Genomic DNA, 18,892 nt, shown 5'->3' on the forward strand with positions numbered 1-18,892 from the left:
CCTGAAAGACTGGCGCGGTATTGCGACACGATATGAGCGATGTGGTGACATCTTTCTCAACGCCATCGTTCTCGCCGCAATCATCATCTTCTGGATCTGAATTTTATAGGGATGGACCCTACAGCTGGCCCGACGACTTGCCCCGGATTTATGGGCAGGTCGATCTGGCCTGGCTGATCGACCGCTATCAAGCCGGCCAGAATTCCGACTGGCTGCTGCCGAACAGGCTCTACGAAGGCTGCCTGAACGGTGCCGTGCCCGTCGTGCTGAACGGAACCGAGGTCGCGCGACGGGTGCAGGCGTGGGACTGCGGCCCGATCCTGCCCTCGACCGACGACGGCGCCATCCGCGCCACCTTGTCGGGCCTTTGCGCGCAAGACCTGGCGCGGTTCCGTCACGCGTTGGCGGCGATCCCGAAGGACCGGCTTCACATGGACAGGGCCGAATGCGGCACCCTGACCCGCGCCATCTGCGGCACCGCCGCGGTTCCGGCCGAGGAGGCGGCATGACGCGGCTGCTGATCGTCATCCCGACCCTGAACGAGGCAGCGCATATCGCCGACGTACTGACCAGCGTCTGCGGCTTTCCGGCGGCCGGACAAGCCATGATCGTGGTTGCCGACGGCGGCTCGACCGATGCCACGCGCGACATCGTGCACCGTTCGGCTGCCCAGGATGCGCGGATCCGGCTGATCGACAACCCCGGACGTCTGCAATCGGCCGCCGTCAACCTTGCCGTGGCGCAGTTCGGGGACCAGGCGGAATGGCTTCTGCGCATGGACGCGCACAGCCATTATCCGCAGGACTTCGCAGACGTCCTGCTGGCCGAGGCGGCCGCGACCGGGGCCGACAGTGTTGTCGTGTCGATGGACGCGCGGGGCGAGGGGTTCTGGCAGAAGGCCATCGCGGCGGCGCAGAACTCCCGGTTGGGAAACGGAGGGTCTGCCCACCGGCTGGCGGGCAAGGGCGCCTGGGTCGATCACGGGCATCACGCCCTGATGCGGATCAGCGCCTTCCGCGCCGTGGGCGGCTATGACGAAGCCTTCAGTCACAACGAGGATGCCGAATTGGATCACCGTCTGGGCCGGGCGGGCTTTCGCATCTGGCTGACAGGGCGCACGAGGCTTGTCTATGTGCCGCGCAGCAGCCTCGCGCTGTTGATGCGCCAGTACCAGGCCTTCGGCCGCGGACGGCGGCGCAATCTCTCGAAGCACGGCGCCCGGCCCGGCATGCGGCAGGCGGTGGTGGCCCTGCTGGCTCCGGCACTGGCGCTGGCCGTGCTGGCCCCGGTGGGGTGGATCTTCACCCTGCCCCTGCTGGGCTGGATGGCGATCTGCCTTGCCGGCGGCATCTCCATCGCCCTGGCCGAGCGTAGCCTGGCAGGCCTTCCCGCAGGCTTCTTCGCCGGCGCGATGCACCTGGCCTGGTCGGTCGGGTTCTGGCGCGAATGGCTGGCCGGGCGCCGGCCCTCCAAAGGCGGGCTGCGTCATGGCTGAGGACATGATCCTGATCGGCATCTGCACCTTCCGCCGGCCCGAGCTGGCGGACACGCTTGCCTCGCTCTGCGACCTGCAGCCCTGCGGGATGGAGGTGAGGGTCGCCGTCGCCGACAACGACGACGCGCCTTCGGCACGAGAGCTAGTGGCGGGGACGGCGCGGGACCACGCGCTGCCGATCGACTATCTGCACGCACCGGCCGGGAACATCTCGATCGCGCGCAATGCGCTGCTGGATCATGCCGAAGCGCTTGGCGCGCGGCTGTTCATCTATCTGGACGACGACCAGACGGCGCGGCCAGAATGGCTGCGCGAACTGGTCACCGCCTGGAGGGCCGATCCTGCGGGTGCCGTACTGGGTCCGGTCAACGCGGCCTATCCGCCGCAGGCGCCGGCCTGGATGGTGCGCGCCCGCGCCCATGACAACCGGCCGGTCATAGGGGCCGACGGGCGGATCCGCGCGGGGTATACCGGCAACAACATGATCGACATGGCCGATCCTGCTTGGCGGGGCCTGCGCTTCGACCCGCAGCGCGGCCGCACCGGCGGCGAGGACACCGCCTGGTTCTCCGACTTCCTTGCGGCCGGTGGGCGCATCGCCTTTGCGCCCCTGGCGATCATCGACGAGGCCGTGCCCCTCGCCCGCGCGAAGCTGCCCTGGCTGCTGCGCCGCCGCTATCGGATGGGACAGACCCATGCCAGCATCGTCGCGCGCGGCCGGGGACCGGCAGGCCGTGCCCTGGCCGCCGCGCTGGCGGCGGCCAAGGCAGTGGCCTGCTGCGCGATGGCGGCGGCCCGCGCCGCCGATCCTGCTCGCCGCAACCCGCAATTGATGCGCGCCGCGCTGCATGCAGGGGCGACCCTGCATCTGGCAGGGGCGCGCCCCGTTGAACAATATGGAACCTTGCCCGGACTGCCCGGCAGTTCGAAAGGAAACCGATGACCCGCGAACTCAGACCCTATATCAAGCCCGTCTCTCCGGACGCGACGCCCGCGCCGCCCACGCAGACCATCGAGCTGCGCTGGATGCTGACAGCACTGCGGCGGCAGAAGACAACCATCCTGCTGCCTGCCGTCTTGCTGGGCTGCCTTGGGCTGGTCTATGCCATCGCCAAGCCGGACGTCTACAACGCCTCGGCCACGCTGCTTCTGGACGGGACGATGAACAACTCGATCCGCCAGGTCGGCGGCATCGACGGCCGCCCCGTCCCCGAGGATACGATCGAGAACGCGCGTGTCGTGATGTCGTCGGACAAGCTGGCCCACGACGTTTTGGACATGACCGGCCTGACCCAGGACCCGGCCTTCCTGACGCCGCCGGATTCGCCGATCTCGACGGCACTCGACAGCGTGCTGAAGACGCTGTTCCTTCCGGTCACATGGTTGATCGACAAGGTGACGCTGCTGGTGACCCCCGCACCGCCTGTCACCACGGACGCAGGCGCAGAGGCCGGGTCCGACGCGACCGGCGACGGCGTCGATCCGACGACCCGCCGCGCCACCTGGCTGCTTCAGCGGGGGATCACCATCGCCCGCATCGGCCGCAGCAGCGCCGTGTCGGTGGACTATGCCTCGCACGATCCGGTCTATGCGGCAACCGTCGCCAATGCTTATGCCGATGCCTATGCACGCGACATCCTGACATCGAACGCCTCGGCCGTCGGAGAGACGAACGACTGGATGCGCGAACGTCTGGACGAGCTTCGCGCCCAAGCCCAGGCCGCCGCGGACGCGGCCGAGCGGTTCGCGACCGACAACCAGTTGGCCATGTCCTCGACCGGCGTGCTTCTGGGCGAGCAGGCGCAGGGAGAGCTGAACGCCAGCCTGACCGAGGCGATCAGCGAACGCGCCCGCGCACAGGCGATCCTCGACATCTATGAGGATGCCGTCGCCGGCGGGGTCGAGGGGCTGCAGGCAGGAAGCGCGCTCAGCATCGGCGGGCCGGTGTCGGATTCGCTGCGCACGCGCCTGGACACCTATAACGACGTGCAGGCCAGGCTTCAGCAGCTCATCGCCAGTTCGGGTCCCGATCATCCCCAGGTCGCTGGCCTGAGGGAGACGCTGAACAGCGCGGCAGAGCGTCTGTTCATCGAGCTGCAGGCCCGCCGTCAGGAGGCCGAGACCGAACTGGCCGTCGCCGAAGAGCGTGTCAACGCCCTGAGGCGCAGCCTTGACGAGGTGACCGAGACGAATGCTGGCCAAGCAGCGGCGCTGGTCCGCCTGCGCTCGCTCCAGCAAGAGGCCGAGACGCTGTCGAGCCTCTATCAGGCCACGCTGACCCGCTCGCAGGAGTTTGAGCAGCAGCAGTCCTTCCCGGTATCGAATGTGCGCGTGCTGTCCTATGCGCAGGTGCCCAACAACCCTTCGGGGCCGGCGATCGCCCGCACGGCCGTCGCTGCGGGCCTTCTGGGCCTGTTCATCGGTCTGGCCCGCGCCGCGCTGCGCGAGGCACGCGACCGGTCGATGCGGACCGCAAGTGACGTGACGGACCGGTCGGGCCTGCGCTTTCTGGGCCACCTGCCAGTGCTGGGCCGACCGCGCCGTCCTGCTCCGGAACGGCTGCGGCTGACGCACACGCCCAGTGCCGCCAGCAGGGCGAACCTGCCCGCAGTCGCCCGATCCGAGATCCCGCATATCGCAATCCCGGTCCTGTCCCATCCCGACTCGCTCTATGCCGAGACGCTACGACATGTCCGCCTTGCTGCCAGCAGTCGCAGCGGGTCGCTCCCGGTGACGGGGATGACCTCGTTCCACCGCTACGACGGCCGCGCGATGGTCACGCTGAACCTGGCGGGGCAGACGGCCGCATCCTCGGGGCGGAGGGTGCTGCTGATCGACAGCGACCGCCGCGACCGGCAGCTGACCAAACTGGTGGGCCTGAGCGAAAAGAAGGGCCTGACCGACCTGTCGGGCGATTCCTCGGACTGGCGCTCGCACCTCTATGACGTGAAGCACAGCCATCTGACTGTCCTGCCCGCCGGGACCGGCGGCAACGAGGCGGTGGACGACCTGACAGTCGCGCGGTCCCTGCGCAGGATCCTGGATCAGGTCGGCGACGAATTCGGGCATGTCCTGCTGGACGTCCCGCCGCTCTATCCCGGTGCACAGGGGCTGGCAGTCCTGCAGGAGCTGCAGGGGTTCGTCATCGTCGCCGAATGGGGCAAGACGCCGCGCGACATGGTCGAGACCGTGCTGACCAACTACCCGCAGCTCGAGGCCTACTGCCTTGGCGTGGTCTATGACCGCATGATCCCGCGGCGGCTTAAATCGTTTTTGGTCCCCGGCTCGGTCGAAACGATGCTGGTCTCCTCGCCCAAGGGACGAAACTGACACAGTGGCATCGGCAATTTTCTGCCATTGCCAAAATTTCTTTTCCACTGCCCTTCACCCCTATACAATCGGTGGGTGAAGGGGCGGAGACTGATGTTCGTACTATTATATTTAATCGCCGTTGGTGCGACTTCGATTCTGATTGCACTGCTGGGGATTTTCGACGGGCTGTCGTTCTGGACCATCCTCACGCAGCTTGCGATTCTGCTTGTCGCGGCGCAGGTGCTGGTCGTCGGCTATGTGGCGCTGCAGGCCACATGGTCCAAACGTGACGTGGCACGGCGAAGGGCTGGTCGTTCCGGGCGGAACGGGGCCGCGAAAGCGGGCCGCCGTTGGGCCAAGGTTCCATCCGCCAACACGGCCGGCCATCGCCATTAAGACCTGTTCCGCGACCCGGAGTCACGCTCGCTGCGAGAGGCTGAAGTTGCGCCCATAATAGAGCGCGGCGATGGTTAGCACGGTCAGGATGTCGAACTGGAAGAAGAACACGACCTCCACGCCCATCGACATCAACTGCCGGACCATGAAAAGCGCCAAGAACAGCGACGGGCCGGAATGGCTGCGGATCGTCCATTTAAGGACGTACCACAGACCCATGAAGAAGATAGATGCCTGAAGGATAGCACCGATCAGCCCGATCTCGACCGCATTCGAGATCAGCGTGTTGTGGAAATGGAAGCCGGAGCGCGCCTTGATGCCGAACATACTCCACAGTTCCTCGGCCAGGGGGTTGCCGTGGACCCAGAACGCCTGGAAACCTGCCCCGAGGAATGGGCGTTCGACAATCTCTTTGAAGGCAATGCGCCACAGGTCTGTCCGGCCGGTCAGCGTGACGTCCTTTCCCGTCGCATCAAGGAACATCAGCGCCAGCGTGTCGACCATGGTCGACAACATCACCACGACCGAGGCGGTCAGCACGATCGACAGCACGACCACGATCACGCGCGTCGGGGCATTGAGGCGTTGCAGCAGCAGGATCGGACCCACCGCCAGGACGGCCGCGACCACGGCCGCCAGCGCACCGGTCGACTGGCCCATGACCAGAAGCATCAACCCTAAAACACTGCCAACCACGCCTAAGCTGCGCCACAGCCAAGACATGCGGCGGTCCAGAAGGACTGCGAACGACACCAGGAACAGCAGGCCCATCGCTGCAGCGAGCGCGTTCTTGCTGCCATAGATGCCCAGAAACCCGCCCACGTCCCGGGCGCGGCCCGAGGCGAGGCTGAGGACACCCGCGACGAGATGCGTCGCCAGCACGATCTTGGTCAGGATGCGCACCGGGATCCGGTCGCAGATGGCAATCACGATCAGGATCGTCAGAAATAGCTGCAGCCCATAGCGGATGGTCAGCGCGGGATAGTCTGACCAGGTGAATGAGCTGAGGCACCAGACCGCCATCAGGACGACCAGCCATTCCTGACGGACCGCCCGCAGAATGCGGTCGGGGCCGGTCACGATCAGCCACATGCCGGCGGCCAGGAAGGCAAGCGCAGACAGCGATTCCAGAAGCGGCACCAACGCCAGCGCCCCGATCGCGACGGTTGCGGCAACTACGTCGGGCGACCATGTCAGCCGCAGCCCCTGACGTGCCGGCCGGGGGCGCCGCATATCCGCGTGGATCGGCAACCCCGTCAGCACGTCACCGAGCCTTCGAACAGACATTCCTGATCTGGCGGCGTATAGGCCAGCCAGTCGATGCGATAGTCGAGCGGCCCTTCCCGCGGCCCTTGCTCTCCCATCCAGTCGGTCAGCATCGTCGTGCTCCAGAACGACATGTAGATTTTCTGCGGGTTTTCGGGCAGCGGTGAGCCTTCCGCGGTGCGGTGCACCTCTTCCCCGTCCAGATACCAGGTGATGCGGTCGGGTTCCCACTTCATCGCGACGGTGTGGAACTCCTCGTCCATCGGCGGGTCGACGGGCACCACTTCGCCGTTGGCCATCTTGCCGGACACGAACGTGTTGAAGGTGACTTCGGACGTGTCGCGGGTCAGGACCTCGACGTCGATCTCGTCATGCGGCGCCTTGAAGGTGGGTCCGGTATAGGTGAAGACCGATGCGTTCAGCCCCGACGCCCGCGGTGTGCTGATCCTGGCCTCGATCGTGCCGTACTTCAGGAAGGCATGGGTCTGGATCTCACCGCAGAGCGGCAGGTCGTCACCCTCGGCCGGAATATGTGACAGGTGCAGGAAGCCGTCCTTCACGGTCACGGCCTTCTTGGACCATTCGCAGTCCTGGTGCTTGCCGTTGGTCCATCCGTCCGAGACATACCAGCGCTTGGTGTTCAGCATCGGCGCCGTGAAGTCGTCCCGGAACCCCGGCAGCAGCGGCTTGTCCTGCGCCAGCGCCGGCAGGGCGACGGCTGCAGCGATGGCGGTCGCGCCGGCAAGACGGGCCGCACGGCCCAGGGTCTGCGTCATCTTCGGCATGGTGTTCCCTTGCAATGGCTGGCGGATGTCGGCGGTTGTCGCACCTTTTCCCCACGGTTATGAGAGTGGCGGAAACTGGGGTCAACCGCGGGGCGCTTCTATCAGCATGGAAAACGAAGCACCTCTTGCGCGAACCGAGGCAAATGCCGCCGGGTCACGGGAAAATGCGCTTGTCAGCATCGTCATGGCGAACTTCCGGGGTGCTGCCTACCTGAGGCACGCGATGCAGTCGGTCCTCGACCAGACGCATGACCGAATCGAGTTGATCATCGCGGACGACGCCTCTGACGACGACAGCGTCGCCATCGCACGGGGAATGGCGCGGAACGATGACCGGGTGCGGGTGCTGGCGTCGGCACAGAACCAGGGACCGGCGGCGACCCGGAACCGTGCGCTCGATGCGGCGTCCGGCGACTGGATCGCCATCGTCGACAGCGACGACCTGATCCACCCACAGCGCATCGCGCGGTTGCTGGCGGCCGCGCAGGGGCACGGTGCGGATCTGGTGGCCGACGACCTGGTACATTTCGGCGCACCCGAGGCGCAGGGCGGCCGGACACTGCTGCAGCCGCTTGCCATGACGACACCGCAGATCATCGATACGGCGCTGTTCCTGCGCGCCAACAGCGGCGACCCACGCGTGCCGGGCCTGGGATACCTCAAGCCGCTGATCTCTCGCCGCGTGCTTGGGTCGCGCCGCTATGACGGTCGCCTGCAGATCGGCGAGGACTACGACCTGATCCTGCGCATCCTGCTTGGGGGGGCACGCTACCTGCTGTTGCCGGACCCCCTCTATGCATATCGGCGGCATGCATCGTCGATCTCTCATCGGCTATCGGTGGACCGGATGGCGGCGATGCTGGCTGCGCATCGCGCCTTGCCGCGGATGGAGGAGCCCGCGGCACGACAGGCCGCCGCGGCGGTCGACCGCCACCTGCGCCGCGCCCTGCGATACGAGCGTCTGGTCAGCGACATCAAGGGGCGCAATCTGACGCGCGTCGCGCCCCGGATGGTCGATCCCGCCATGCTGGGTCGGCTGTTCGCCAGTCTGCAGGACCGCCGCCGGCGCGGCGCGGCACAGGCCGGACGACCGGCCGCCGGGCCGGTCGCCTGTCCGGCAATGCCCCAAGCCGGCGCGGCTTGGCCTTCCGCACCCGCGAACCCTGCTGCGGCCATCGCGGCCGAGGCGAGCCAGGGGCGGACGGCGCTGCCAACCGGCGCCCCCGAGTGGGCGCGCTGGCTGGACGCCGCCGTCCGCTGACCGGCGCTATTGCGCCGCCATGCGGTGCGTTTCGGGCAGCGAGCCCGCCAGCACATCGTCGGCCCGCGCCTGACGGTTCTCGACCGAACTGGTCCACTGGCCCCAGACCGCCGGATCGATGGTGTCGCCGTTCCGGCCCAGTTTCTCCAGCCGCGACTTGTCGTCGTCGGTCAGCACCTGGCCATCCAGCGGTGCCATGCCAGCGACGTCCTCGACGCTGATCCCGATGCCCTGCCCGACGCGGGTGCCATAGTCATCGTGGACCATCAGCAGGTGCCAGACCATGCGTTCCTGAACATCACGTTCGCATTGCGACAGAAGGTCTGTCAGGTTGGCAACCAGGTCGTCGCGCTCCCACTCCATCATCGTGCAATAGCGGCCGCGCGCCTGGACATAGTCGTTGCGACGTTCCAGCACGCTGCGGGTCAGGCGGCCGGTGATCTCTGGCGGGTTGTTCGGCTGGCGCTCGGCCTCGCGCAGGCCGTTGTGGATCGAGGGTTCGTAGTTCACCGAAGGGTTCTGCCCCGGCGCCATGTCTCGGTAATAGGACATCTGCCCGCCGGACTGGTTGGTCGAGACCGCCGCGCGCGGCTGGTTCACCGGCAACTGCAGATAGTTCGGCCCAACGCGGTACCGCTGAGTATCGGAATAGGAGAACGTCCGCCCGACCAGCATCTTGTCGTCCGAGAAGTCCAGTCCGTCCACCAGCACCCCGGTGCCCATGGCGATCTGCTCGTTCTCGTTGAAGAAATCCTCGACGTTGCGGTTCAGCGTCATCGTGCCGACATGGCGCAGCGGGAAGTCCTTCTCGGGCCAGATCTTGGTGTCGTCCAGCGGGTCCCAGTCCAGTTCGGGGTGGTCGTGATCCTCCATGATCTGGACGTACATGTCCCATTGCGGGAAGTTGCCCATCTCGATCGCAGTGAACAAGTCCTTCGAGGCGGAACCCAGGTCCTTGCCCTGCACCTTCTCGGCCTCGGCCGCGGTCAGGCTGGCAACGCCCTGGCGGGGGTGGAAGTGGTACTTGACCAGGACGGTGTCGCCTTGGGCATTCACCATCTTGTAGGTGTTCACGCCGAACCCCTCCATGTGGCGATAGCTGGCCGGGATGCCGCGGGGGCTGAACAGGTGCGTCAGCATGTGCATCGACTCGGGCGTCTGGCTCATGAAGTCGAAGATGCGGTTCGGCTCCTGGCGGAAGGTCACCGGATCAGGCTTCAGCGAATGGATCACGTCGGGGAACTTGATCGCATCGCGGATGAAGAACACGGCCAGGTTGTTGCCGACCAAGTCCCAGTTGCCATCTTCGGTATAGAACTTCACAGCGAAGCCACGGGGATCGCGGGCGGCTTCGGAACTGTCGCGGCCGCCGATGACGGTGGAAAAACGGATCGCCAGCGGCGTTTTCTTGCCCTTGTCCTGAAACAGCTTGGCGCGGGTATAGGTGCTGGCGGGTTCGTCGCCGATCATGCCAGTCGCCTCGAACTCACCATAGCAGACAAAGCCGCGGGCGTGGACGACGCGTTCGGGGATTCGCTCGCGGTCAAAATGGGAAATCTTTTCGAGGAACTGATAGTTCTCCAGCGTGGCGGGGCCGCGACTGCCGACGGTGCGCTGCGACTGGTTGTTGGACACCGGGTGCCCTTGCCGGTTGGTCAGCACTCGGTCAGCCGTTCCGGCCGGACGCATGGCGTCATCGCTGCGGTCTGTCATGGAGGCGCCTCCTTCTGAAGTCGATGGGACCGGGGGCGTGCCGCACATCCCCGGTCGGCTGGCATGCGAACCGCATAACGCGCGAGGGGCCGGATTAGTTCGATCAAGGACGATGCAAAGCGCCCCCTGCCGGAACCGGTTGGAACAAAGCCGGTGCCGATCCCGTTACCGGCCAATGGATGATGGGCACTGACAGGAGACCGGGACGTGACAGGACAAAAGCATCGGAACGCGACCGCCGGCGATGACGCCCGATCCCCCGGCGAGGTATCGCCCCGCGGATGGAAGCAGATCCTGTTCCGCGTCAAGGACGAGATCACGGCGGATCACATCTCGGTCGTGGCCGCGGGGGTCGCGTTCTATGGCTTGCTGTCGGTCTTTCCGGCCATCGCGGCGCTGATCTCGATCGCGGGGCTGGTGCTGGACCCGGCGCAGATCGCGTCGCAGCTGCAGACCGTTGTTTCAATGCTTCCCGAGGACGCCGCGGCGATTCTGCAGGACCAGGTGGACAAGGTCGCTGGCGGCGACCAGACCGGCACCGGACTTGTTGCGGTCTTCGGCCTGCTGATCACGCTCTATGGCGCCATGAAGGGGGTGATGACCCTGATCGAGGGGCTGAACATCGCCTATGACGAACAAGAGCGTCGTGGCACCGTCCGGCTGTATCTGACGGCATTCCTGATCACGCTGTTCCTGATCCTGGGGCTGATCGTCGGCCTAGGGCTGGTGGTTCTGCTGCCGTCGCTGGTCGCGCTCGGCCATCTGCCCGAACCGATGGCCACGGCTGTCGGCTGGCTCAAGTGGCCGGTGATGGCTGTCCTAGTCATGCTGGCGCTGGCCGGCATCTATCGCTTCGCTCCGTCGCGCGCGGAACCGAAATGGCGGTGGGTCAGCGTCGGGGCAGTGGCCGCGACCATCCTGTGGATCCTGGGCACGGTCGCCTTCTCGATCTATGTCCGGAACTTCGGGTCCTATACCGAGACCTACGGGGCGATCGGCGGCGTCATCATCCTGCTGACCTGGCTGTGGCTTTCGGCCTTCGTGGTGCTGGCCGGCGCGGAGCTGAACGCCGAGACCGAGCAGCAGACCCCTCGCGACACCACGACAGGCGCGCCCCTGCCGATGGGCGCGCGCAACGCGGTCAAGGCGGATACCCCGCCGGGTGAGCGGCCCGCGACCGAAGGTGACCGCCCCGCCCGAGAACGCAAGAGCAAACCTGAGGCCGCGCGCGCCGCGACGACCGCCGGGGCGGATCTGTCGATGGCGGCGCTGCTGTTCGGATCGGCGATCGTCAAGTCCGTGCGCGGCCGCCGCAACTAGATCTTGGCGGAATCGAACATGACGTCGAAGCCGCCCCAGATCATCCGTTTCCCATCGAACGGCATCTCGGGAAAGTCGCGGCCGTCCATCTCGGCCTCCATGGCCCGGCCGGCTGCGTCGCAGGTCTCTCGGTCGGGCCAGGCGGTCCAGCTGAAGACGGGCACCTCGCCGTCCTCGGCCTTGACGGCGCGGTGAAAGTCGGTGCGCTTGCCGTGCGGCACGTCGACGCCCCAGGTCTCAAAATTGCCGAGGCAACCCTTGGGGCGGAACATCTCCTCCCAAGCCTGACCGGCCATCGTGACATAGGCATCGCGGTTGCCGCGCGGTACCGCCAGCGCAAAGCCCTGGATGTAGCCTGCGTTGCTGTCCGTCCCCGCCTTCAGGACCGGCTCAAAGCCGCCAAAGATCATGCGGCTGCCGTCATAAGGCATCTCGAGCTTGGCCATGGCCTCGTCGCCCTGCATGTTCTGCCATGCGGCGTCCGCGGCGGCCTTGTCTGGCCACTCCAGCCACGAGAAGACAACCGCTTCGTCGTCCTTGGCCTCGACCGCGCCATAGAGGTCGTTGATCTTCCCCCGCTTGATGTCGGCGCCCCAGGCCTCGACCATCCGGGTGGCGCCGTGGCGCTGGAAGATCGCCCAGCAGTCGCTGACATGCTGCCGATAGCGGTCCTTGTTGGCCGTGGGCACGGCGGCGATGCAGCCGGTGTAATAGGTCATGACGATTCCTCCTGATCACTCGATCCGTCAGGCAAGGCTGCGCCTTGCAGTAGTAAAAAGCAACTGATACTGCGAAAAAATGACCTATGACGGCAAACACCCGCCCATCCGCTATGACGAAGGTTGCCTGGCGGCCCATGCGCTGAACTTGGTCGGCGATCGATGGGCGCTGCTGGTCGTGCGGGAACTGATCTTCGCGCCCAAGCGGTTCGGGATGCTGCGGGCCGGGCTTCCGGGCATCTCGGCCAGCGTGCTGAACGGCAGGCTGGCGCAGCTTCAGGCGGCAGGGATCCTGTCGCACGACCGCCGGCTTGGGATCTATGCGCTGACGCCCGCGGGACAGGGGCTGCTGCCGGTGCTGCAGGCGCTGTGCCGTTGGGCGCTGACCGTTCCGGGGCACGATCCGTCGCGCTTCATCAGCCCTTCGGCGCTGATGATCTCGATGGGCGTGACCGGAGTGGGACATGACGCGATGCCTGCGCAGGGCGGCTTCGACTTCGGGACCGAAGCCTTCGAAATGCGGCTTCAGGCGACCGGCCCCGCGACCATGGCCGTCGAGCGCCCCGAGGCCCCCTTCGTCCTGCACGGCAGCGGGAACGCCCTGGCGGCCGCGGTCTATGGCCGGGTGCCGCTGGCTGCGATGACCACGATCAGGGTCGAAGGCGATGCGGCGGCAGCGCAGGATTTCGTTGACCTCTTCAACCTGCGCCCCATGGCAGGGTGAACCTCCGTGGCCGGGGGTGCGTTGTCCCCGCTGACGCCCTTCGGGCACAGGACAGGCGGAGACATGGGCAGCACGACATGGACATGAGCCGGACCAGCGATGTCTGGTGGAAGAACGCGGTCTTCTATTGCTTGGACGTCGAGACTTTCCAGGACAGCGACGGCGACGGAGTGGGCGATTTCCGTGGCCTGTCGCAACGCATCGACCACCTGGCGGCCCTTGGCGTGACCTGCATCTGGCTGATGCCCTTCTATCCGACGCCGAACCATGACGACGGCTATGACATCGTCGACTATTACAGCGTCGACCCGCGCCTTGGCAGCATGGGCGACTTCGTCGAGTTCGTGCGTACCGCCGCCGACCGCGGTATCCGCGTCATCGCGGACCTTGTGGTGAACCACACCTCGGACCAGCACCCGTGGTTCCAGGAGGCCTGTTCCGACCGCAACTCGCCCCGGCGCGACTGGTATGTCTGGCGGGACAAGATTCCCGACCACGGGCCGACCGGGGTGGTCTTTCCGGATGCCGAGGACAGCAACTGGGAATGGCACGAAGCGACGGGCCAGTATTACCTGCACCGCTTCTATGCCCATCAGCCCGACCTGAACATCAGCAACCCACGCGTCCGCGAGGAGATCCGCAAGATCACCGGCTTCTGGCTGCAGATCGGCCTGGCCGGTTTCCGCGTCGATGCGGTGCCCTTCCTGCTGGAAACCAAGGGCATCGCCTCGCCCATGGCGCTGGACCCCCACGACTGGCTCGCCGACCTGCGCAGCTTCATCTCGCGCAGGCAGGGCGACGCGGTCCTGATGGGCGAGGTGAACCTGCCCTATGAGGAGGTGCGCCGCTTCTATGGCCAGGGCAGTAGCGAACTGAACATGTGCCTCGACTTCAACATGAACCAAGCGCTGGCGCTGGCGCTGGTCCGGCAGGATGCGGGGCCGCTGGTCCATTGCCTGCGGTCGATGCCCAGCCTGCATCCCGACGATGCCTGGGCGCATTTCGCGCGCAATCACGACGAGTGGTCGCTGGACAAGCTGACCGAGGCCGAGCGGCAGGAGGTCTTCAAGGCCTTCGGTCCGCGGGAGGACATGCAGCTTTTCGGGCGCGGCCTGCGACGCCGCATCCCGACCATGCTGGACGGCAACCAGGCGCGCATCCGCATGCTCTACAGCCTCGTCTTCGCGCTGCCTGGCGCGCCGGTCCTGTTCTACGGAGAGGAGATCGGCATGGCCGAGAACCTCGACATCCCCGGCCGACTGAGCGTCCGTGCGCCGATGCAGTGGTCCGATCACCCCTCGGCCGGTTTCTCGACCGCGCCGCCCGACCAGCTGCGACGGCCCGTGGTCAGCGCCAAGGGCTGGGGCCCCGCGGACGTCAGCGTGGCCGCCGAGGATCGCGACCAGGACTCGCTGCTGAACTGGATGCAGCGCCTGATCCGTCGCCGCCGCGAGACGCCCGAGATCGCCTTCGGCCAGAGCAGCTTCGTCCCTGTTCCCAAGGCGCAGATCTTCGGGTTGCGCTATGACTGGGGCGGCAGGACGGTCCTGCTGCTGCACAACCTGGGCGAGACGCGCTGCAAGACCTCGTGCCAGATCGACGGCACCGAAGGGTGGGACGGGTTGTCGTGCTTTTCGGGCAGCGGCAAGTTCGACCTGTCAGATGACGGCACGCTGACGGTCGACCTGCCGGCCTTCGGGACGCTGTGGCTGCGCGCGGCCACTGGCGCGGCGACGGCAATCAACGGCGGCTAGGCACGGGTCGCATTTCAAGGGTGGCAGGTGCTTGCCCAGGTGCCGCCAGTTGCTGGATGTTAACTGGCAATCCGCCGAGAGTTGATTAACACTTTGCAGGCGCACAGGGTGAATGGGCACGCTCGCTGCCGGATGGGAACAACGATGACCGAACAGGTGCTGAAGATCCTTGTGATCGAGGACGATTTTCTTGTGGCCCAGAAACTTGCGAACGAAATCCGCGCCCGTGGGGACGAGGTCGTCGGTCCCTTTGCCGATGTCAGCGATGCCATCGAACGGCTGGACAGCGTGCAGGCGGCGATCCTCGATGTCCGCGTCCAGGACGGGACAACCTTTCCGGTCGCTGACAGTCTGATCAACAGCGGCATTCCGTTCGTCTTCCTGACCGCCTATGACCGTCGCCACATTCCCGACCGCTTCCACGGGCACGGCATCTATTCGAAGCCCAGCAACGCCATGCCGCTTCTGGACAGCCTTCACCGCGCACACGATCTGAGCCAGCGGCATCGCGAAGATGACATGGAGGCCGTCGTGATGCAGGTGCTGGATCGCGCCCGCGTCATCATGCGCGACAGCGACGCGGCGGATCGGATGGTCGAGGCCGTGCTGCTCACTGCCATTGCCGAGGCGGAGCAGGGTGGCCGGCCCGAAGACCTGCGGCGCTGGCTGATGTCGCTGCTCGAGAAGGAATACAAGGACCGCGGCAAGCTGCATATGCACTGACGTTGCCACCCCTGTGTGAAATGGGACACAGGGGCCATCTGCTGTCCGAAATCACCTGCATCCGCCATGCAGGTGATATATCATGGGCGGGCGTCACCTCACCCGTTGCACCTTCAGAATCGACATCATGACTTCGGACCCCCAGAACGACCAGCCGCATCCCGAACTCGACGGCCTGATGGCCGAGCTGCGGGACCGGCTGCGCAGCAGGCCGATCCCCCCGCGCCTGCAGGAGCTGGCTCAGGAGCTCGAGCAGGCGCTGGCGGGCCGGACCGGCGGGGATGCGGCGGACCCGACCAACGACAAGTGACGGCGCCGCAGCTTGCGGCGTCGTCCGATTGGTATTTCCGACATTGGCGGGTGATGGCCGCACGAATGTGAAGCCTTGGGCCATTTTGATCAGAAAGCGCGCTACGCTGAAGCTTTCAAGCGCACGTTGCTGATGCATCCGTTGCGATCGATCGCTAGCGCGGCCTGCGCTTCAGAGGTCAGATCAGCCCCCGAACCGCCCCTCGCGCGCGTCGGAGTTCAGCAGCGCAATGACACCGCCCGCGACTAGTCCGACGGCGACAGCGGCAGCGCCGGCGCGCAGGCGGGCGGGACGGATGCTGCGGACCTTGGACCTGGCGCGGTCGCCGAAGCGGCCATTCGCACCATGGTCCTGCAGGTCGTCGACAGGGTCGAACAGGTTGTCACGCCGGTTTTGGGCCGGCTGATCCGTCTGCTGGCCCGAATAGGCCTGCCCGGCCAGAACGCTGTCGACCACGGCCGGCGCGGCGGCATCGCCCAGGATCGCCTTCACGGCCGAGCCAGCCAGCCAGACCTCTCGGGGCGCTTCCATGGCGGCACGATAAACCTCGACGGCGATCGCCTGCGGGCTGTAGATCGGCGGCACGGGCTGTGGCCGATGAGGCATCTTGTTGCGCGACCAGTCGAACTGCGGCGTGTCCACGGCCGGAAGGTGCACCTCGGTCACGCGCAGCGGACTGCTGTCGTGAAGCAGTTCGGCCCGCAGTGAATCCAGAAAGCCGCGCACCGCGAATTTGGCGGCGCAATAGGGTGCCTGCAGCGGGATCCCGCGATAGGCCAGCGCCGAGCCGATGCTGACGATGGTACCGTGTCCCTGCCGCGACATCTGCCTGACCGCGGCCATCGTACCGAACACCTGCCCCAGATAGGTGACATCCGTCACCCGGCGGAATTCCTCGGGCGTCACATCGCGCGACGGCGCCAGAACCGTCGCCATCGCTGCGTTGATCCAGATATCGATCCCGTCCCAGGCCGCGACGACTTCGTCAGCCGCCCGGTCGACCGCCTGGGCATCGGCCACGTCGACGGCGATTGCCAGCGCCACGCCACCCTTCCGCTCGACCGCGACGCGCGCCCCCTCGAGGCCGGCCCTGCCGCGCGCGATCAGGCCAACGTGCCAGCCCTTTGCAGCGAATTCCTCGGCCACGGCGCGGCCGACGCCTGCGGAAGCGCCCGTGATCACGACCCTAGAGGGCCGGCTGCCGCGGTGGTCGGCCATGATGCGTCACCCCTTGCCTTGCTGTCTTGCAGGCTCAACCGGGGTCGGGCGCCGAGGTTCCGTTCCGCCGGCCGCGATCAGAACAGGAAGTCGTCCGCGTCGAGGGACTTAAGGTCCAGCAGCAGAACCTCGAAGTCGGCTTTGCCATCGCCGGTCACGTCCGCCTGCACCAGAACGCCGTTGCCTGCGGCAGATGTCCAAAGCGAATGTGCGGTTCCCGCCGTGTTGGGGAAGACAAGGTCCTGCTGCCCACGCCTATCACTGTCCGCGTCTACGTTGGACAGGTCGATCAGGTCGATGCCGGAGATGAAATCGCCGATCCTGTCGTGGCCGCCACCTGCAGGACTGTCAGCGACAGTCAGGAAGATAAACCTGTCAGGGGCCAGATCAACGCCACCAAACATAAGATCGGCCCCTGCCCCGCCTTCCAGCTCGTCCGCACCCCCGGCGCCCGACAGCTTGTCGTTGCCAGCACCTCCGTTCAACGTGTCGTCGCCGCCGCGACCCTCAAGCTGGTCGTTCCCGTCGCCGCCGGAAAGGTCGTTGCCGGCGCTGTTGCCGAAAAGCCGGTCCCGACCGGCGCCACCGACGACGTTCTCGAAGTTCAGAATGGTGACGTCGCCCTGCCCCGTCTTCTGCAGACCGGCGCGGTCAAGGTCGATCGTCACCCCTGCCGCCCGACTGGCATCCAGCGTGTCGATCCCGCCGCCACCGTCCAGAACCCCGGCGAGGCCGTTGAAGACGATCCTGTCGTCTCCGCTGGCCGGCGGCAGCTGATATTCGCTGTGATACTCATCAGGACGAACGTCCCCTCCGCTCAGCCGGGCAACCAGCGGGCGGCCGGGATCACTCCACTTTCCGGCCCAGCTCTCCTGCGGCTTGGGAACGGCCCAGAGATCAGCATAGCCCCTCATCGGCCCGATGTTCCAATGACCGCCCTGCATGTCCGCCGACGTGAACTCGGCCACACTCCGGCCGTCGACGCGAAAGATCGCGCTGTCGTCGGTAACCGTGACCTCATAGAGGTGCTGTCCTTGCGCCGCGTCGAAGCCCAGGTCGATGACCGCCCGCGGTCGTGCCGCCGAGGTCAAGGTGACATGGCGGCCCGCCTCGTCTTCCATATGGATGTCCAAATAGACCCGCCGCGTTTCCTGGCCCACAATTCGAAGTCGAATTCAACCCAGGGCTGGCGGGACCAATCGTCCTTGTAGGTGAACATGCCGAAGACCGCGCCGGAAACCATTTCGGGCGCCTGAGCAGTCCAGCTCCAGGTTCCGGTGGTTGCCGCCTCGGCCGACTGTATCTCACCGCCATCGAACGGTCTGGCAGCACCGCCAGCAGCACGGTCCAGGACCAGCTCCACCGCCCCATCCTGGGCGACCCGGACGTTTTCGGGCGACCATTGCAGGATGTTCGACTGGCCGGCTGCCCAGTCTGACACCAGCCAGCTTTCCTGGCTGTAGCGATCACCTAATTCGTAAAGATCGAAAGCGGGGGCGTGGGACAAAGCTGCGCCGCTCATCAGCATGCACCTTCATTGGGTCTGGGAGGGGACAATTCCAATGACACCGCACCGATTCGGGCACCTTGGATGAACGCCCTTCATATAGCCTATCTCGCCGTCATTGTCAGCCCTGGGTTGTCTATGTGAACATTGACAGGCGTTGTTGCGTAACTCTGACGTGGGACGATTCACATCGCGAACCCGTGCGGTTAGACGGGTCGCATGAGCAAGCCTCCACCCGCCCGCTACCGCACGATGAACTGGTCCAGCCATAACGCCGGGTTGCGCAAGCGCGGCTCGATGCTGATCTGGGTAGACCAAGAGATGGCTTGGCTGGCGCCGCCCAAAGGTCGCCCCGGCCGTCCTCCTGTCTTCTCCGATGCCGCCATTCA

Annotated in this window: 19 protein-coding genes and 1 pseudogene; 13 read left to right on the top strand and 7 right to left on the bottom strand. The window is 66.1% G+C overall.

Annotation, left to right across the window (positions count from 1 at the left end; translation table 11 throughout):
- From OC184_RS16175 to OC184_RS16200, 6 genes and pseudogenes are all read left to right on the top strand, one after another.
- A pseudogene (locus OC184_RS16175) lies at positions 1 to 100 on the top strand (IS5/IS1182 family transposase); the annotation flags it as partial.
- A gap of 37 nt (positions 101 to 137) precedes the next feature.
- Complete coding sequence (locus OC184_RS16180) at positions 138 to 509, top strand: hypothetical protein (protein ID WP_265508205.1); 372 nt, start codon at positions 138 to 140, stop codon at positions 507 to 509.
- On the top strand, positions 506 to 1,495 hold the full coding sequence (locus OC184_RS16185) for a glycosyltransferase family 2 protein (protein WP_265508206.1): 990 nt from the start codon (positions 506 to 508) through the stop codon (positions 1,493 to 1,495). The genes OC184_RS16180 and OC184_RS16185 overlap by 4 nt, the downstream gene beginning before the upstream one ends.
- Positions 1,488 to 2,438, top strand: coding sequence for a glycosyltransferase family A protein (locus OC184_RS16190; RefSeq protein ID WP_265508207.1), 951 nt, complete (start codon positions 1,488 to 1,490; stop codon positions 2,436 to 2,438). The genes OC184_RS16185 and OC184_RS16190 overlap by 8 nt, the downstream gene beginning before the upstream one ends.
- Positions 2,435 to 4,825, top strand: coding sequence for a GNVR domain-containing protein (locus OC184_RS16195; RefSeq protein WP_265508208.1), 2,391 nt, complete (start codon positions 2,435 to 2,437; stop codon positions 4,823 to 4,825). The genes OC184_RS16190 and OC184_RS16195 overlap by 4 nt, the downstream gene beginning before the upstream one ends.
- A 93-nt stretch (positions 4,826 to 4,918) precedes the next feature.
- Complete coding sequence (locus OC184_RS16200; protein WP_265508209.1) at positions 4,919 to 5,203, top strand: hypothetical protein; 285 nt, start codon at positions 4,919 to 4,921, stop codon at positions 5,201 to 5,203.
- A 21-nt stretch (positions 5,204 to 5,224) separates the two neighbouring features.
- Here OC184_RS16200 and OC184_RS16205 read toward each other — a convergent pair whose 3' ends face one another.
- Both OC184_RS16205 and OC184_RS16210 read right to left on the bottom strand, forming a co-directional pair.
- Positions 5,225 to 6,466 (bottom strand): O-antigen ligase family protein, encoded by a 1,242-nt coding sequence (locus OC184_RS16205; protein WP_265508210.1) that lies wholly within the window; start codon positions 6,464 to 6,466, stop codon positions 5,225 to 5,227.
- Complete coding sequence (locus OC184_RS16210; RefSeq protein ID WP_265508211.1) at positions 6,460 to 7,254, bottom strand: family 16 glycosylhydrolase; 795 nt, start codon at positions 7,252 to 7,254, stop codon at positions 6,460 to 6,462. The genes OC184_RS16205 and OC184_RS16210 overlap by 7 nt, the downstream gene beginning before the upstream one ends.
- Before the next feature lie 184 nt (positions 7,255 to 7,438).
- On the opposite strand from OC184_RS16210, the gene OC184_RS16215 reads away from it, so the two are divergent.
- Complete coding sequence (locus OC184_RS16215) at positions 7,439 to 8,515, top strand: glycosyltransferase family 2 protein (RefSeq protein WP_265508212.1); 1,077 nt, start codon at positions 7,439 to 7,441, stop codon at positions 8,513 to 8,515.
- A gap of 6 nt (positions 8,516 to 8,521) precedes the next feature.
- On the opposite strand, the gene OC184_RS16220 is transcribed toward OC184_RS16215, so the two are convergent.
- Positions 8,522 to 10,228 carry a catalase gene (locus tag OC184_RS16220; protein WP_322630219.1) on the bottom strand — a complete coding sequence of 569 codons (1,707 nt, stop codon included), beginning with the start codon at positions 10,226 to 10,228 and terminating at the stop codon, positions 8,522 to 8,524.
- Between the two features lie 207 nt (positions 10,229 to 10,435).
- Here OC184_RS16220 and OC184_RS16225 point away from each other — a divergent pair, with 207 nt between their 5' ends.
- Positions 10,436 to 11,548 carry a YihY/virulence factor BrkB family protein gene (locus tag OC184_RS16225; protein ID WP_265508213.1) on the top strand — a complete coding sequence of 371 codons (1,113 nt, stop codon included), beginning with the start codon at positions 10,436 to 10,438 and terminating at the stop codon, positions 11,546 to 11,548.
- On the opposite strand, the gene OC184_RS16230 is transcribed toward OC184_RS16225, so the two are convergent.
- Positions 11,545 to 12,267 carry a DUF1428 domain-containing protein gene (locus OC184_RS16230; RefSeq protein WP_265508214.1) on the bottom strand — a complete coding sequence of 241 codons (723 nt, stop codon included), beginning with the start codon at positions 12,265 to 12,267 and terminating at the stop codon, positions 11,545 to 11,547. The two genes, OC184_RS16225 and OC184_RS16230, sit on opposite strands and share 4 nt — an antisense overlap.
- Before the next feature lie 79 nt (positions 12,268 to 12,346).
- Here OC184_RS16230 and OC184_RS16235 point away from each other — a divergent pair, with 79 nt between their 5' ends.
- The 4 genes from OC184_RS16235 to OC184_RS16250 all read left to right on the top strand — a co-directional run bounded on the left by OC184_RS16235 (position 12,347) and on the right by OC184_RS16250 (position 15,778).
- Positions 12,347 to 12,991, top strand: coding sequence for a winged helix-turn-helix transcriptional regulator (locus OC184_RS16235; protein WP_265508215.1), 645 nt, complete (start codon positions 12,347 to 12,349; stop codon positions 12,989 to 12,991).
- 83 nt (positions 12,992 to 13,074) lie between these two features.
- Positions 13,075 to 14,745, top strand: coding sequence for an alpha-amylase family protein (locus OC184_RS16240; RefSeq protein ID WP_265508216.1), 1,671 nt, complete (start codon positions 13,075 to 13,077; stop codon positions 14,743 to 14,745).
- A 144-nt stretch (positions 14,746 to 14,889) separates the two neighbouring features.
- Positions 14,890 to 15,468 carry a response regulator gene (locus tag OC184_RS16245; protein ID WP_265508217.1) on the top strand — a complete coding sequence of 193 codons (579 nt, stop codon included), beginning with the start codon at positions 14,890 to 14,892 and terminating at the stop codon, positions 15,466 to 15,468.
- 127 nt (positions 15,469 to 15,595) lie between these two features.
- A complete protein-coding gene (locus OC184_RS16250; protein ID WP_265508218.1) occupies positions 15,596 to 15,778 on the top strand; it encodes a hypothetical protein in 183 nt (60 codons plus the stop codon).
- A gap of 183 nt (positions 15,779 to 15,961) precedes the next feature.
- Here OC184_RS16250 and OC184_RS16255 read toward each other — a convergent pair whose 3' ends face one another.
- The 3 genes from OC184_RS16255 to OC184_RS16265 all read right to left on the bottom strand — a co-directional run bounded on the left by OC184_RS16255 (position 15,962) and on the right by OC184_RS16265 (position 18,518).
- The gene (locus OC184_RS16255; RefSeq protein ID WP_265508219.1) at positions 15,962 to 16,996 is read right to left on the bottom strand and encodes an SDR family oxidoreductase; all 1,035 of its coding nucleotides are present in this window, start codon (positions 16,994 to 16,996) and stop codon (positions 15,962 to 15,964) included.
- 77 nt (positions 16,997 to 17,073) lie between these two features.
- Positions 17,074 to 18,117, bottom strand: a complete 1,044-nt coding sequence (locus OC184_RS16260; RefSeq protein ID WP_265508220.1) for a M10 family metallopeptidase C-terminal domain-containing protein — start codon at positions 18,115 to 18,117, stop codon at positions 17,074 to 17,076.
- Positions 18,084 to 18,518, bottom strand: a complete 435-nt coding sequence (locus OC184_RS16265) for a glycoside hydrolase family 16 protein (protein ID WP_265508221.1) — start codon at positions 18,516 to 18,518, stop codon at positions 18,084 to 18,086. The genes OC184_RS16260 and OC184_RS16265 overlap by 34 nt, the downstream gene beginning before the upstream one ends.
- A gap of 204 nt (positions 18,519 to 18,722) precedes the next feature.
- On the opposite strand from OC184_RS16265, the gene OC184_RS16270 reads away from it, so the two are divergent.
- Positions 18,723 to 18,892: transposase (locus OC184_RS16270; protein WP_265508222.1), on the top strand; the 170-nt coding region annotated here is incomplete at its 3' end.

The organism is Paracoccus rhizosphaerae, assembly GCF_026162645.1.
In the GTDB taxonomy this organism is placed as follows: Bacteria; Pseudomonadota; Alphaproteobacteria; order Rhodobacterales; family Rhodobacteraceae; genus Paracoccus; species Paracoccus rhizosphaerae.

Coding starts and splice junctions, on each gene's coding strand:
- OC184_RS16185 (WP_265508206.1), top strand. CDS start 506: ATGACGCGGCTGCTGATCGTCATCCCGACCCTGAACGAGGCAGCGCAT.
- OC184_RS16190 (WP_265508207.1), top strand. CDS start 1,488: ATGGCTGAGGACATGATCCTGATCGGCATCTGCACCTTCCGCCGGCCC.
- OC184_RS16195 (WP_265508208.1), top strand. CDS start 2,435: ATGACCCGCGAACTCAGACCCTATATCAAGCCCGTCTCTCCGGACGCG.
- OC184_RS16200 (WP_265508209.1), top strand. CDS start 4,919: ATGTTCGTACTATTATATTTAATCGCCGTTGGTGCGACTTCGATTCTG.
- OC184_RS16210 (WP_265508211.1), bottom strand. CDS start 7,254: ATGCCGAAGATGACGCAGACCCTGGGCCGTGCGGCCCGTCTTGCCGGC.
- OC184_RS16215 (WP_265508212.1), top strand. CDS start 7,439: ATGGCGAACTTCCGGGGTGCTGCCTACCTGAGGCACGCGATGCAGTCG.
- OC184_RS16220 (WP_322630219.1), bottom strand. CDS start 10,228: ATGACAGACCGCAGCGATGACGCCATGCGTCCGGCCGGAACGGCTGAC.
- OC184_RS16230 (WP_265508214.1), bottom strand. CDS start 12,267: ATGACCTATTACACCGGCTGCATCGCCGCCGTGCCCACGGCCAACAAG.
- OC184_RS16235 (WP_265508215.1), top strand. CDS start 12,347: ATGACCTATGACGGCAAACACCCGCCCATCCGCTATGACGAAGGTTGC.
- OC184_RS16240 (WP_265508216.1), top strand. CDS start 13,075: ATGAGCCGGACCAGCGATGTCTGGTGGAAGAACGCGGTCTTCTATTGC.
- OC184_RS16245 (WP_265508217.1), top strand. CDS start 14,890: ATGACCGAACAGGTGCTGAAGATCCTTGTGATCGAGGACGATTTTCTT.
- OC184_RS16250 (WP_265508218.1), top strand. CDS start 15,596: ATGACTTCGGACCCCCAGAACGACCAGCCGCATCCCGAACTCGACGGC.
- OC184_RS16255 (WP_265508219.1), bottom strand. CDS start 16,996: ATGGCCGACCACCGCGGCAGCCGGCCCTCTAGGGTCGTGATCACGGGC.
- OC184_RS16260 (WP_265508220.1), bottom strand. CDS start 18,117: ATGGAAGACGAGGCGGGCCGCCATGTCACCTTGACCTCGGCGGCACGA.
- OC184_RS16265 (WP_265508221.1), bottom strand. CDS start 18,518: ATGAGCGGCGCAGCTTTGTCCCACGCCCCCGCTTTCGATCTTTACGAA.